The organism is Streptomyces sp. NPDC000075, from assembly GCF_040301925.1.
GTDB lineage: Bacteria > Actinomycetota > Actinomycetes > Streptomycetales > Streptomycetaceae > Streptomyces > Streptomyces polychromogenes.
The window spans coordinates 1-13824 of the sequence record NZ_JBEPFL010000053.1; the positions used below are offsets into that span (position 1 = coordinate 1).

The 13824-nt window shown below is 77.2% G+C and carries 11 protein-coding genes; 5 read left to right on the plus strand and 6 right to left on the minus strand.

Annotation, left to right across the window (positions count from 1 at the left end; genetic code table 11):
- Positions 1-170: 170 nt before the first annotated feature.
- The 3 genes from ABT403_RS36640 to ABT403_RS36650 all read right to left on the minus strand — a co-directional run bounded on the left by ABT403_RS36640 (position 171) and on the right by ABT403_RS36650 (position 3048).
- On the minus strand, positions 171-1112 hold the full coding sequence (locus ABT403_RS36640) for a class I SAM-dependent methyltransferase (RefSeq protein WP_344168198.1): 942 nt from the start codon (positions 1110-1112) through the stop codon (positions 171-173).
- Positions 1113-1230: 118 nt separating this feature from the next.
- Positions 1231-1800, minus strand: a complete 570-nt coding sequence (locus tag ABT403_RS36645; protein WP_344168201.1) for a hypothetical protein — start codon at positions 1798-1800, stop codon at positions 1231-1233.
- 240 nt (positions 1801-2040) lie between these two features.
- Complete coding sequence (locus ABT403_RS36650; RefSeq protein ID WP_344168204.1) at positions 2041-3048, minus strand: NUDIX domain-containing protein; 1008 nt, start codon at positions 3046-3048, stop codon at positions 2041-2043.
- A 276-nt stretch (positions 3049-3324) separates the two neighbouring features.
- Between ABT403_RS36650 and ABT403_RS36655 the strand changes: the two genes are divergently transcribed.
- From ABT403_RS36655 to ABT403_RS36670, 4 genes are all read left to right on the plus strand, one after another.
- Positions 3325-3795, plus strand: coding sequence for a hypothetical protein (locus ABT403_RS36655; RefSeq protein WP_344168207.1), 471 nt, complete (start codon positions 3325-3327; stop codon positions 3793-3795).
- Positions 3796-3832: 37 nt separating this feature from the next.
- Positions 3833-4477, plus strand: a complete 645-nt coding sequence (locus ABT403_RS36660) for a hypothetical protein (RefSeq protein ID WP_344168210.1) — start codon at positions 3833-3835, stop codon at positions 4475-4477.
- A 92-nt stretch (positions 4478-4569) separates the two neighbouring features.
- On the plus strand, positions 4570-6315 hold the full coding sequence (locus ABT403_RS36665; RefSeq protein WP_344168446.1) for an RNA ligase family protein: 1746 nt from the start codon (positions 4570-4572) through the stop codon (positions 6313-6315).
- Positions 6315-9206: a poly(A) polymerase gene (locus tag ABT403_RS36670; protein ID WP_344168213.1), complete on the plus strand. Its 2892-nt coding sequence runs from the start codon at positions 6315-6317 to the stop codon at positions 9204-9206. The genes ABT403_RS36665 and ABT403_RS36670 overlap by 1 nt, the downstream gene beginning before the upstream one ends.
- Before the next feature lie 39 nt (positions 9207-9245).
- Here ABT403_RS36670 and ABT403_RS36675 read toward each other — a convergent pair whose 3' ends face one another.
- The gene (locus ABT403_RS36675; protein WP_344168216.1) at positions 9246-10097 is read right to left on the minus strand and encodes an ArsR/SmtB family transcription factor; all 852 of its coding nucleotides are present in this window, start codon (positions 10095-10097) and stop codon (positions 9246-9248) included.
- Positions 10098-10188: 91 nt separating this feature from the next.
- Here ABT403_RS36675 and ABT403_RS36680 point away from each other — a divergent pair, with 91 nt between their 5' ends.
- On the plus strand, positions 10189-11523 hold the full coding sequence (locus ABT403_RS36680; protein ID WP_344168219.1) for an MFS transporter: 1335 nt from the start codon (positions 10189-10191) through the stop codon (positions 11521-11523).
- A 39-nt stretch (positions 11524-11562) separates the two neighbouring features.
- Here ABT403_RS36680 and ABT403_RS36685 read toward each other — a convergent pair whose 3' ends face one another.
- Positions 11563-12480: an NADP-dependent oxidoreductase gene (locus ABT403_RS36685; protein WP_344168449.1), complete on the minus strand. Its 918-nt coding sequence runs from the start codon at positions 12478-12480 to the stop codon at positions 11563-11565.
- A 140-nt stretch (positions 12481-12620) separates the two neighbouring features.
- Positions 12621-13697: an RNA ligase (ATP) gene (locus tag ABT403_RS36690; RefSeq protein ID WP_344168222.1), complete on the minus strand. Its 1077-nt coding sequence runs from the start codon at positions 13695-13697 to the stop codon at positions 12621-12623.
- Between the last annotated feature and the right edge of the window lie 127 nt (positions 13698-13824).

Below are 13824 nucleotides of genomic sequence, written 5' to 3' on the forward strand. Positions count from 1 at the left end.
CCAGGTGGGCGAACTCCTCCGCCCCCGCGCCCGGGGCCGGGCCCCGCTGGGCCCCCCCCCCCCCGCCCCCCGCCCGCGCCCCGCGGGCGGGGCCGGCCGCCCCCGCGGGGCGGTGCCGGGCCGGTACGGCCCGGGGTGTCCGGCCCTGACCTGCCGGACACCCCGCAGGCTCAGCCCCGGCGGCGCCGGGCGGTGACGATCGCCCGGGTGAGCACCGGCGGGAGCACGTCCTTGGCCACCGCGCGCCAGGCGGCCCCCGGCGCCGGCCGGGGAGCGGGCTTCGCCACGGGGGGCGTCACCACCACGGCCGGCTCGGCCGGGGCGTGCAGCGGCTCGGGCGCGGACGGGGCGGCCACGCCGTGGTCGCCGATGCGGACCAGGGGGCGGCCGCAGACCGTGTCCACCCCGTGCCACAGGCCGGCGCGGCCGTCCAGCCAGCCGAGCAGCGCCTTCTGGTGGGGCTCGGGGTCGTCCCAGGTCGCGTAGAGCTTCGAGGCGGACACGGCGATCACCCGCAGTCCGCCCACGGCCACCGCCTCCCAGACCGCCGCCGCGACGCCGGGACAGTGTTCGGAGCGGTAGTCGTCGAAGACGACGACGGCCCCGGGGGCGGCGACCGCCTTCGAGGAGGCGATGTCGGTGACCACGTGCTCGTGCAGGTGGGAGGCGTCGATGTGGACGAAGCGGCAGCTGCCGTGGCGGACCCGGTCGGGCACGACGGAGGTCGGGGCCTGTATGACGGTCGGCAACTCCTCGTGGAACGCGAGGTAGTTGGTCTCGAATCCGCGCCGGGTCAGGGTGGGGTAGGAGTCCCGCACCTCTTCGAGGTTGTCGCCGTCGGGCGCGGGCGAGTCGAAGAGGTCGACGACCGTGAACTCCTCGCCCTCCCGCAGGTACTTCGCCAGGAAGATCGCGCTCTTGCCCATGAACGCGCCCAGTTCGAGGAGGTCGCCCTTGGCCTCTCCGGTGTCGTTCTGGCGGGTCAGGAACCAGTCGAAGAGCACCTGGTCATACGCCGAGAACCAGCCCTTGACCTCGTCGAACGAGCGCGGTGCGGGCGGTGCGGGCTCGGTGTCCGGGGTGGTGACGGGAGCCTGGGAAACGTGCGACACGGAGAGTCATCCTCCAGCGGAACGGCATCGGTCCAACACTGACACCCGGCCGGGTAAAGGAGACCTTAAACCCCCGAACAGCTGTATGGCGAGCAATCCGGTGTATTGATCGTTCCGTTCAGACGGTGGCGCGCCGGTGCAGCCGCCGGGCCGCGGTGGTGCGTACGCGGCGGGTCCGGGCGGAGGCGGCCAGCAGGGCCAGCGCCTCGTCGGGGGCGGCCGACAGGACGGCGGTGCGCTGGCACCAGTCGGAGGCGGCCTTGAGTTCGGCGGCGGACCAACTCCCGCCGCCGGCTATGGCCTTGAGGAGGGTCCACTCGCGCAGCCGGAGGGCCGGGAAGGCGTGGCCCTCCAGTACGGAGTGCAGCGCGCGGGCCCAGTCGCGGAACGCGGCGCCGGGCGCCAGCCGCACGGCGCGGCGGTCGAGGTGGGTGACCACGGCGCTCTGCGCCATCACCGGGTCGGGGTCGCGCAGGACGGCGGCCACCGCCCCGGCCTCCCCCTTCACGCCGGCCGCCCCGGCGGCGGCGAGCCGGTCGAGGTGGCGGGCGTAGCGCCAGCGGTCCGGGGCGGGGACGCCCTTCGGCCGCCCGGCGGGCTCCGGGTGCTCACCCGGTGCCGGCCGCGCGGCCGGCGTCAGCGGGGCGCCTCCCGGCGTCCCGCCCGTCTGTGTCTCACTGGTCCCCATGCCCTCCATTCCACACGACCGGCCCGGCCGCGCAGGGGGCGGGGTCCGGTCCCGGCGGCGCCGTGCGGGCTGACGACGCGATGCCGTTCGCATGCCATGCCGGCTCCTGATGTGGGGCCGCGGGCGCCGATCTCATGAGATCCCGGGCCTCCCGCCCGGTCCGTCACCCCCGGGAGCCGCGTTACGGACCGCCTCGCGGGCCGCTTCAGGGCCGGCGTCGGGAGCCGCTTCGGGGGCCGGTCACCAGCGCAGGCCCTGTTCCGGGAGTTCGGTGGGCGGGGTGCGGGGCGGTACGGGGAGGCCGAGCTGGGTGCGGGCCGCGTGGACCGCCGCGATCTCCTGCGGGCCCGCCGGCCCCCAGTCGCTGAGCTCCCGCACCTGCTCCGGGGTGGCCAGCAGCCGGGCGTACGCCGGGTCCCCGGCCGGGGCGAGCCCGGTGAGGCGGGCCGCCGTACGGGCCAGGGCGCCCCGGTCGGCGTACCGGTAGCCGAGCGGAAGCGCGGCCACGGCGGGCTCAGCCTTCGGGGCCGGCAGGTGCGCGGCGCCGGTGGCGCGGGCGACGAGCAGCAGCACCCGGCCGTCGGGGGCGAAGAGCCAGCCGGAGTGGCCGCGTACGGGCAGGTGCGCCGGGACGGGGCCGGGGTGCCAGGTGCCGTGCTGCGGGACGCGGCGGGTGCGCAGGACCCCGAGCCGGTCGAGGGCGGTGGGGGTGGTGGGACGGCCGTCCTCCAGCAGGGCGGGCCCGGAGCCGTTGATCCGGGCCCGCAGGGCGGCCAGGGCGCGGCGGGCGTCGCCCGGCTCCATCAGGGCGGCCAGGTCGGCGGGCTCGACGAAGTCGATGCCGATGATCTCCTGGGCGGGCAGCCGGATGGCATCGATCCGGTCGGGGCCCCAGGTACCGCCGTCGTACACGTGCAGGATCTCGCCCGGGAAGCGCGTCTCCGGCGGGAAGCCGGCGGTACCGACGGGGATCCAGTCCACGGCGAGCCCGCGCGGGTAGCGGCCCTCGATCCCCAGCTCCTCGCGCACCTCGCGGGCGGCGGCCGCCGCGGGGGACTCCCCCGCGTCCACGGCGCCGCCGGGCAGCAGCCGGTCGGGGCGGTAGTCGACGCTCTGGACGAGGACCCGCCCGTCGGTGTCGGTGACGAGGACGACCGCCCCGGTCCAGAGGGCGGCGCGCGAGGCCCCGTACTCCGCCGGGGTCATCCAGGTGCCCGTCCGTCCGGGGTCGTCGGTCAGCTGGGGCATGGGCACTCCGTTCACCGTGGGCGGGTCCGCCGCCTGTGCAACAGCGGGCGCCACCGTCGGGTTACGGCAGGTCGCGGGTGGTCGGGACCGCCCCCCGCTTTACCACCCGTATACCTTCCGGGCCTCCTTATTGCCCGATTATGTCGATCTTGATACGGTCCGTCGTGCGGGCTGGCGGTGTGAAAGTCGCTGGTCCGACCACGTATGCGACCCCGCACTCACCCGTCCGTGTGAGCGGGGGCGCCGGGCGGTGCTCCGGTACGGCAGGGTGGGCGGATGCCGTCGCGCCTCTCCCTCCCGCTCTGGGTTCCCGTCCTCATGCTGGCCGCCGGGTGCGTGACCGTACGGCCGCCGGCGCCCGTGGAGGCTCCCCGGCCCGAGCCCGCCGCGGCCCGCACGGCGTGGACGGCCCGGCCGCCGTCGACGCCGGCCCTGCCGCTGGGGCCCGCCCCGGAGGCGCCGGAGGCGCCGCCCGCCGAGGAGGCGGCCCCCCAGGGGGCCCCGGAGACGGAGACCGGGTCGCGGGCCCGGCCCGCCGCCCCGCCGCCCCGCTCCGACGACCGCCCTCCACGCCGCGTCTCCCCCGCCCGGACGGCCCACCGCACCCCGGCCGCGAAGCCGCGCGCCCGGGGGCCCGTGCACGACGGATCCCGGCCCGCGCCCCGGCGTTCGTACGACATGTCCGCACTGTGCGAGGCCGCCAAGGGCCGGGTGGACCCCGCGATCGTCGCCCTCTGCCGCTACTAGGGGGGTGTTGTCGGTGGTCCGTGGCACAGTGCACCGCATGAACGAGGACATGCACGGCGTCGCGCTGATCGACCGGGTCATCGAACGGGTCCGGGAGCAGGGCTGGCCGACCTGCGAGGCCCCTGACCTGGACGAGCCGGTGCCGCTCCCGCCCGAGGTGCTCGACCGGCTCACCCTGCCCGGCGGCCGGCCGCTGCCGCCCAGCCTGCGCCGCTGGCTGGCCTTCGACGGCTCCTGGCTCGCCGGCGTCGGCTGGTACGAGGACCCGGCCGCGCCCGTCCTCGGCGACCGGGGGCTGGGGGCCACGGCGCAGTGGATGTACGGCTCCGGCGACGCCATGGCCCCGGTGTTCGGCGACTTCGAGGAGCTGCTGCCCGCCGTGTGCCTGCCGCTGGTCGGCGGCTGCGACTCGCGCCGCCTGCTCTACCTGGGGTCGCCGGACTCCACGGGCGAGTACCCGGTGCTGGTGACCGACCTCGACGACGTGCCGTACGTGGCCGTGATGTACCCCGGGCTCGACGTGTACCTCGCGGACCTGGCCGAGATCCTGGACCTGGACTTCGACAGTTACACCTCGCTCGCCGAACACCCCGAGTACGCCGCGCGGATGGCCGAGCACGCGGAGAACACCGGACTCGGCGCGGACGGACTGGAGTTCCACGAGCTCGGCCTCGTCGGCTGACGGCCGCCCCCGCCCGCACGGGAATTGGGTGGATGCCCCGGCTCCGGATACCTACAGTGACCGGACACCCCGTCCCCGAGCTGGAGTCCGTCATGCGTACGCACTACCCCCGTACCGCGCACCTGCCGTGGTCCCCCGGAGCCACGGCGGACGACGTGCGCGCCCGCGGGACCGCGGCGCTGGCCGGCCGGGAGGTGGTGGTCACCGAGAAGCTCGACGGGGAGAACACCACCCTGTACGCGGACGGGCTGCACGCCCGCTCGCTGGACTCCGGCCACCACCCCTCCCGCGCCTGGGTCAAGGCCCTCCAGGGCCGGATCGGGGCGCGGATCCCGGCGGGCGTGCGGGTGTGCGGGGAGAACGTGTACGCCCGCCACTCCCTCGGCTACGAGGAGCTCGACGCCTGGTTCTACGGGTTCTCGGTGTGGGACGGCGACCACTGCCTGGACTGGGACCGCACCGTACGGTTCCTGCACGCCCTCGGCGTCCCGGTGCCCCGCGTGCTCTGGCGCGGGATCTACGACGAGCGCGCGCTGCGCGGGCTGCGCGTGGACACCGCCCGTCAGGAGGGGTACGTCGTCCGTACGACCGCCGGCTTCGACCGCGCGGACTTCGGGCGGTACGTGGCCAAGTGGGTGCGCGGCGGGCACGTCCGGACGGACACGCACTGGATGTACGCGCCCGTGGTGGTCAACGGCCTCGGCCCCGCCGCCCCCCTGTGGGCCGTCCGCTCCGGGTCCGAACCCGACGTCGCCGGGCTGCTGTCCGCCCTCGGCACCGGGGCGCCGGCCCTCCCGGAGGACGAGCGGGCCGTCGCCGCCGTCACCGCGCGGCTCGACGGCGCGGGCCGCACCGGGGAGACCCGGCTCGCCGGTGTTCTGGCCGCCGCCCTGCACCGCGAACCCCGCGCCGCCCTCGCGGCGCGGCTCGCGGCCGGACCGCTCGGGATGCGGACGGCGCGGCGCGTGGCGGACCTGGTGGGGCTGTACCCGGCGCTGCGCGCGCCGCACCCGGACGAGGAGCGGCGGGCCGGGCTGGTGCGGCTGGCGTCCGCCGCCGACCTGGGGGTGCTGCACGCGCTGGCGTCGGCGCTGCCGGGTGCGACGGCCGAGGAGGCCGAGTGCGCCGAGTGGTCCGGGCTGTGCGCCGAGGAGGCCGGACTGCTCGGCCCGGACCCGCTGGGCCCCCTGCGGGCCGGGCTGCGGGAGGCCCTCGGCGAACTGGACCCCGTCGCCGCGGACCGCTGCTGGGCCGAGGCCCGCGAGGCCTTCGGCCGGGGTGCGCTCTCCACCGCGCAGGAGGCCGTGGCCGCGACCTGGCGGTGGCGCGACCCGGCGGCGTACCCGCGGCTGGTCCAGCTGTGCGGGCCCTCGGGCAGCGGGAAAAGCGCCTTCGCGCGCGCCCTGCCCGGTGTGGACGCGTACGTCTGTCTGGACGACCTGCGCGAGGCCCGGGGCGCGCGCTCCGACCAGCGGGCCAACCCGGAGGTGCTGCGCGAGGGCCTGGAGCGGCTCGACCGCGCCCTGGCCGCCGGCGGCACCGTCGTGTGGGACGCCACCTCCCTGACGGAGCGGCAGCGCGCCCTGGCCGGGGCGGTCGCACGGCGCCGGGACGCGCTGGTCACCCGGGTGGCGGTGCTGGTCGGGGAGGCGGAGCTGACCCGGCGCAACGCGGTGCGCCCGCATCCGGTGCCGGAGGCCGTACTGGCGGCGCAGCTGCGGCGGTACTCCCCGCCCCACCCGGGCCAGGCGCACCGGACCTGGTACGTGGGGGCCGCCGGGACGGTGGAGGACGTGGCCGGCTCCCTGGGGGCGGCCGACGAGGCGGAGGACCTCTGATGCGCACCAGTGAACAGCTCTACCACCAGGTCCGCTGGGACCCCCGCTTCGATCCGGCGCGGTTCACCCTGGGCCTGCTCCAGCGCGGGGCCGCTCCCAAGCGGGTGCCGCTGCCCTCGTTCGTGCCCGGCGGGGACATCCCGTGGCACCGTGTGCTGTTCGTCGAGGCCGACGGGGAGCTGGTGTGGGACCGGGCCACGGGGCTGGACCGGATCGACTCGACGCAGGCCGGGCGGGTGCGCGGCCGGCGGCTGCTGCCCGAGCCCTTCCTCACCGCCCGGACCCCGCACGCCTGGGACCCGGCGCAGGCCGCCTGGCGGCCGGTCCGGGCGGACCCGGGCGCGCGTCCGCCGGCCCGGGTGCGGCTGCTGACCTGGAACACGCTGTGGGACCGGTACGACGCCCCGCGCATCGCCACCGCCCGGCGGCGGCCGATGCTCCTGGCGGAGCTGGCGGCCGCCGACGCCGACGTGATCGCCCTCCAGGAGGCCGAACCGGCCCTGCTGGCCCTGCTGCTGGCGCAGCCCTGGGTGCGGCGGGGGTACACCCTGGGCACCGATCCGGACGGCTCGGACGTGGCGGACACCGGGCTGCTGGTGCTGAGCCGGCTGCCGGTGCGGGAGGCCGGGGTGCACGCGCTCGGCCCGCACAAGGCGGTCGCGGCCGTCGCCGTGGACACCGCCGGCGGTCCCCTGGTCGTCGCCGCGACGCACCTGAGCAGCGACCACTCCGAGAACGGCGCGGGCCGGCGGGAGGCCGAACTGGCGCGGCTGGCCGAGGGACTGGGCGGGCTCGACGCCGGGCTCGTGCTGCTCGGCGACTTCAACGACGGCCGCTCCGGCTCCGCGGGGCCGGCCGCCGTGCTGGGCCTGCGGGACGCCTGGAGCGAGGTGTACGGGCCGGACGACGACACGCCCACCTTCGACCCGGGGGCCAATCCGCTGGCCGCGGTCGGATCGCTGACGGGGCGGCCCGGCCGCATCGACCGGATCCTGCTCTCCTCCGGCGCCGGCGCACGGGTGCGGGCGGCCGCCCTGCGGGGCGACTCCCCCGCGCCGGACGGGCTGTTCGCCTCCGACCACTTCGGGGTGGAGGCCACCGTGGAGTACGGGGCGCCGGACGCGGCCGGCGCCCTGCTCGGCGTACCGGCGACCGCGCGGACGGCGGTGGCCTGGCTGCCGCCGTACGATCCGGCGGTCGCGGAGCTGCGCCGGGCGTACGACCCCGCGGCGGAGCGCTGGCCCGCGCACGTCAACCTGCTGTTCGGCTTCGTACCGGAGTCCTCCTTCGGGCGGGCGCTGCCGCTGCTGGCCGAAGCGGCGGCGGGCATCCGTCCGTTCACCGCCTCCCTGGAGGGGGTGCACTCCTTCGGCCGGCGCGAGGACGCCGTGCTCTGGCTGGACCCGGCGGCGGGCGACGACGGGGACGCGCCCTGGCGGCGGCTGCGGCGCGCCCTCGCGGAGCGCTTCCCGGGCTGCCGGGGCCGCTCCGACGGCTGGACCCCGCACCTGACGCTGGGCCGCAGCACCGACCCGCGGCGTGCGGAACGCGAGTGCGCGCGGATACTCGGGCCCGGCGGGCGTACGGCACGGGTCGGGGAGCTGGCGGTCCTGTCCCGGCGCGGGGACGGCCCGATGCGGGTACGGGCGGTGGTGGACCTGGGCACCGGCACATGGCGGTGGGCCGGGCCGGAGGAGGACCCCGTGGCCGGCCGGCCACGGGCGGAGAGCGGCGCGGCCGAACCGGCGGGGGCCGCCGAGGGGATCACCGCGCGGCTCGCGGCGGCGCTGCCCGGGGCGGTGGTGCGGCCTGCCGGGTCCCGGGCGATGGGCTGCGCCCTGCCGGGGGCCGACCTGGACCTGGTGGCGGTGCTGCCGGGGGCGGCCGACGCCGGGCCGGTGCGGGAGCGGGTCGCGGCCGCGCTGCCGGAGGCGGAGCGGTTGCGGGAGGTGACGGGGGCACGGGTGCCGGGGCTGCGGCTGCGCGCGTCGGGACTGGACGTGGACCTGGTGGTGGTCGGGTCCGGGGCCCTGGACCCGGCGCGGGCCGTGGACCGGCGGGCGGAGCTCGGCGAGGCGGCGGCGGTGGCGCTGAGCGCGCTCTCCGACGCGGCGGCCGTACGGGAGTCGGTGGGCGCGGAGCACCGCGCCTTCGCCGGGCTGACGCGGGAGGTCAAGGCGTGGGCGCGGGCCCGCGGCCTGGACTCGGCGCCCTTCGGGGGGCTGCCGGGGCTGGCCTGGTCCGTGCTGGCGGCGCGGACGGTCCGGGAGGCCGCCGACCGCTCGCCCGCCGCGCTGCGGCGGGAGTTCTTCGGCACCTGGGCCGCCTGGGACTGGAGCGAGCCGGTGTCCCTGGAGCCGGTGTCCCTGGAGCCGGTGCCCCTGGACCCGGCCGCCGCCCCCGGTCCGGGCACGGACCCGGTCACCGTCCTGACCCCTTCGGCGCCGGTCCGCAGCTGCACCGCCCAGGTGGGGCCGGGCCTGCGGGACCTGCTGGTCCGGGAGCTGTACGAGACCTGGGAGCGGCTGGAGGCGGAGCCGGAGGGGCCGGGCGGGCTCCCGGCCGCATCCGCGCCGCACCGCCGGCACGCCGCCTGGGCGGTGGTGACCGTACGGGGTGACACGGCGCGGGGGCTGGAGGAGCACCTGGGCCGGGCCCGGGGCCGGCTGCGCGCCCTGCTCACCGCGCTGGAGGGGGCCGGGCTCACGGAGGTCCACGCCTGGCCCCGCCCCTTCGAGCGCTCCCCGGTCCTGGCCCGCTACGCGGTCGGCCTGGGCCCCACCCCGCCCGGTGCCGCCGCCCTGGCGGCCCTCACGGGACCCTGGGCGGCGGGCCTGCGGGGGGTGGAGGTGACCCGCGCGGAGGGCGGGGAGGTCCCGGACCTCACCTGAGCCCCCTCCCGGGGGCCGTTCCCGGTCCGCCGGGCACCCCTACGGGCTCGTGTCGCCCAGCAGGGCGCGTCCGAGGTCCACCGCGACGTAGTGGACCTCGCGGCCGTAACGGTGCCCCGTGACCAGGCCCGCGTCCCGGAGCACCGCCAGGTGCTGCGAGACCGCGGCGGCACTCAGCCCGGTGCGGGCGGCCAGCTGGGTCGTGGTGGCCGGGGCGGTCACGGCGGCGAGCAGGCCCGCGCGGCTGCGCCCCAGGAGGCGGGCCAGGCCGTCGCCCGGGCCGCCCGCGCACTCCCACAGCGTCCCCACCGCCCGCGCCGGATAGATCACGCACGGCGGTACCGGGCCCCGGCCCGCGACCAGCCGGCACCGCCCGGTGAAGGCGCTCGGCACCAGGGTCACCCCGCCCCCGCGCAGGTCGAGTTCGCCCGGCGGGAGCCCGGCCGAGACGAGCCGGTTCCCGGTCCAGGCGAGGGTGCGGTGGAGCCCGGCGAGCACCTCGCCGATGCCGTCCTCGGCCAGCTGCCGGGTCCGGTACGCGATGTCGGCCTCCAGCAGCGCGCGCACGCGCGGCCAGTGCGGCCGTACCGCCGTACGCCACCAGGGCAGGACCGCCGCACCGGCTCCCGGCCCCACGGCGGCCAGCTCCTCCTCGATCCCGGCCAGCGGGCAGCGCGGGGGCGGCACGGCGTCCAGGTCCAGGCCGATGCCGAAGCCGGGGGCGGGCGGTGGGCCCCCGGGCGCGCCGAGCGCGCTCTTGATCCAGGGCAGGTGCAGGGCGTGCCGCCCGGGGTCGGCCACGGCCCGCAGTCCGGCGACGGTCTCCCACAGCGGTGAGACCGCGAACCGGACGTTCGCCAGGTCGTCCACGCCGAAACGCACGGCACCCATACCGCCACCCCTCCCCATGGCCCGGCCTCGATCTTTAAGCCGAGACCGAATCAATTGTCACTCCCGCCGACGGGTGGTGATCTCACGGTCCATGACGCTCTCTCACCCCCTTTCGGCTCCGGAGACCCCGCAGACCCCGGACACCCCGGACACCCCGGAGACCCCGGTGGACCCGCGGACCCCGGCCGGCCCGGCCTCCGCCGGCTTCCGGCACCTGTGGGCCGCCGACACGGTCGGCCAGGCCGGGACCGCCGTGACGCTGCTGGCCCTCCCGCTCGTCGCCGTCGGGACCCTGGACGCCACGCCGTTGCAGGCCGGTCTGCTGATGGCCTGTGAGTACCTCGCCTTCCTCCTCGTCGGACTGCCCGCCGGGGCGTGGGTGGACCGCTCGCGGCACCGCCGCGTGCTGATCGCGGGCGGTGTGGGCCGGGCGGTGCTGCTCGCGACCGTCCCGCTCGCGGCGGCGCTGGGCGCCCTGACGCTGCCGCAGCTGTACGCGGTCGCCTTCGGGCTCTCGCTGTGCGCGGTCTTCTCGGACGTGGCCGCGCAGAGCGTGCTGCCCCGGCTGGTCGACGGCGAGCGGCTGGTGGAGGCCAACGTACGGCTGGAGAGCACCCGCAGCCTCGTCCAGGCCGCCGGACCCGGGCTGGGAGGCGTACTGCTGGCCGTGGTGGCGGCCCCGGCGGCGCTCGCCGTCGACGCCCTCGGACAGCTGGCCTCGGCGCTGCTGCTCACCGGGGTCCGGCCCGCGGGCACCGCGCCCGTTCCGGGGCCGGAGGCCGGCGGGCGGGAGGGGCTGCGGGCCGAGATCGGCGCGGGTCTGCGCTTCGTCTTCCGGCATCCGCGCCTGCGCGCGGTCACCCTCGCCTCGGCGCTGTCGAACTTCTGCGGCACGGTCGGCGCGGCCGTGCTGATGGTGCTGCTCGCGGGCGACCTGGGCCTTTCGCCGCTGTGGTGCGGGCTGGTGTTCACCGCGGAGGCGGTCGGCGGACTGCTCGGCGGGCTGCTCACCGCCCGCCTGGCGGCCCGTTTCGGCGCCGGCCGGGCCATGTGCGGGTCGGTGCTGCTCAGCGGGGTGGCGTGGCTGGCGGCCGTGCCCGCGTTCCAGGACGACTGGCGGTTCGCGGTGGCCGTGGTGCTCCAGGCCCTCGGCTGGGCGGCGTTCATGCCGTTCAAGATCGGCGCGGTCTCGCTCCGCCAGCGCCTGTGCCCGCCCGAGCTGCTGGGGCGGGTCACGGCGACGGTCCGGTTCGTGGTGTGGGGGACGATGCCGGTGGGCGCGCTCGTCGGCGGCGTGCTGGGCGAGTGGTTCGGCGCGCGGGCGGCCCTGTGGACGGGGGCGGTGGGCGAGCTCTTCGCCGTGCTGCCGCTGCTGGCGTGGTCCTCGTCGCGCCGTGGCGGCCGTGAGCGGAAGTGGCGGCCGTGAGCGCCGGAACGTCCGGCCGTCCGGCCGTCCGGACGGACCCTAGAGTTCGATGACGATCTTCCCTGCGGTGTGCCCGGCCTGGCTGAGGGCGAAGGCGTCGGCCAGGCCGGAGAGCGGGAAGGCCTCCGCGACGGTGACCGTGAGCCGGCCCTCGTCCGCGAGCCGGGCCAGTTCCGCGAGGTCCTCTCCGACGGGGCGGACCCACATCCACTGGCCACCCGCCCCGAGGACCGTGTGGTCGGCGATGGATGCGTGCCGGCCGCCCTCGGCGAGCACGGCGGTGGTGACGTCCAGGACCCCGCCGACGAAGTCCGCGACGACGCTCACGCCGTCGGGGGCCAGGGCGCGGACCCGCTCGGTGAGGCCGTCCCCGTAGGCGACGGGTTCGCAGCCCAGGGCGCGCAGCCGGTCGTGGTTGCGGGGCGAGGCGGTGCCGATGACGCGGGCGCCGAGGAAGCGGGCGATCTGCACGCCGAGCGAACCGACCCCGCCGGCCGCGCCGTGGACGAGGACGGTGTCGCCCTCGCCGGTTCCGAGGCGGGTCAGCAGCTGGTAGGCGGTGAGCCCGGCCAGCGGCAGCCCGGCGGCCTGCCGCCAGTCCAGCGAGGCGGGCTTGCGCGCGAGGGCCCGTACGGGGACGGAGACGAACTCGGCGAAGGTGCCGCCGTGCACGTAGTCCTTGCGGGCGTACGCGATGACCTCCTCCCCTTCGGTGAACTCGGGGACGTCGAGGCCGACCCGCTCGACGGTCCCGGCCACGTCCCAGCCCGGGACCACGGGATACACGACGTCCATCAGGCCGTCGAGCCCGCCCGCCATGATCTTCCAGTCGACCGGGTTGACCGCCGCGCACCGCACCCGGACGAGTACCTCGCCGGGTGCGACCTTGGGGACCGGGAGCCTGGTCTCGGCCAGTACTTCCGGCCCGCCGTACGTCTCGTACGCCATCGCCCGCATGGTGGGCTGGCCGTCCTGGAAGTCCTGCGACATGGGTGTGCCCTCTCGGTGAACCGGCGGAACCACCCCTTCCCCATCCCACCACGAACGGCGCGGCGGGCCCCGGCGCAACACGGGCGGCGCCGGAACCCGCGGCCCGCTCACTCGTACTCGGTGCCGCCCTTGCGCGTCAGGTACGCCGGGCTGACCGCCTTGGCGATGGCGCGGCCGCCGACGACCGGGCTGTACCGCTCGACGGCCGGCCGGATGACGACGCCCTCACGCAGGTGCAGGCCCCGTCCGGAGACGGTCTCCGCGCCGCTGGCCAGCTCCAGCACGGTCTCCAGGGCGTACGGGCCCTCGTGGAGCCGGGGTACCAGGGGGAGTTCGCCGTCCTCCAGCACCATGGCCGGGTCCAGCCAGCGCACCTGCCCGTCGATCTCGGCGGACACGTCGAAGACGGCGAAACCGGGCGGGGTGTCGGCGGCCCCGGCCCGGACCCCGTACGGCAGGTCCTGCACCCCGGCCCCGTACACCTCGCCGAAGACGCCGACGCGGCTCGCGCCGAGCCGGGCCGCCAGCCGGGCGGCGGCCCGCTCCACGCCGTGGCCGCGGACGGCCCGCCAGTAGAGGTTGCGCTCGTCCTCCTTGAGCGCCAGGCCGCGCGCGCCGAAGCCCTTGGAGGAGACGAGGAGCCGGCCCTCCTCGGCGAGGTAGGTCACCAGGCAGGCCGTGCCGTGGAGCTTCTCCGTCAGGACGACGGGCTCCCCCGGCTCGAAGACCAGCGGGTAGCGCTGGAGGTTCTCGACGTCCACCCAGGGCAGCAGGCCGGGGGCCGCCTCGACGTCGCCGTTCATGGTGGTCGGGACGGGTGGGGACCATTTGACGACGCCCAGGGCCTCCGCGAAGTCGGTGCCCTCCTTGGCCGCCGTCTCCAGGTCGACCCCGTCGAGCGCGCGGGGCCGGCACACCAGGCCCTGCGAGAGCTCCCCGCGCAGCCGGACGGCCTTGACCCGGTCGTGGGAGCTGCCGGCGAGGCGGCCGGTCAGTCCGAACTCCTCGATGAGGGCGGCGGGCAGGACGGCCTGCTCAGGTATGTAGAGGGCGAACTCGCCGGTCCGGTAAGCACCCTTGGCGACGACGGCCCGGTAGAGGCCCACCTGGGCCAGTTCCAGTGCGTCGGCGTTCGGATGCGGGTGGACGGTGAGTTCCTCGACGGTGACGCGGAGGGTGGACATGGCGGCTCTCCTCGGTTCGGCCGGCTGTGACCGGACCACTGTCGGGGCGGCTATTTCCGCTGGTCCAGCGGAAATCGGGGTGTTAGCCTGCGCCGCGCGCGGCAACGGGCCGTGCCGCAGGACGCCT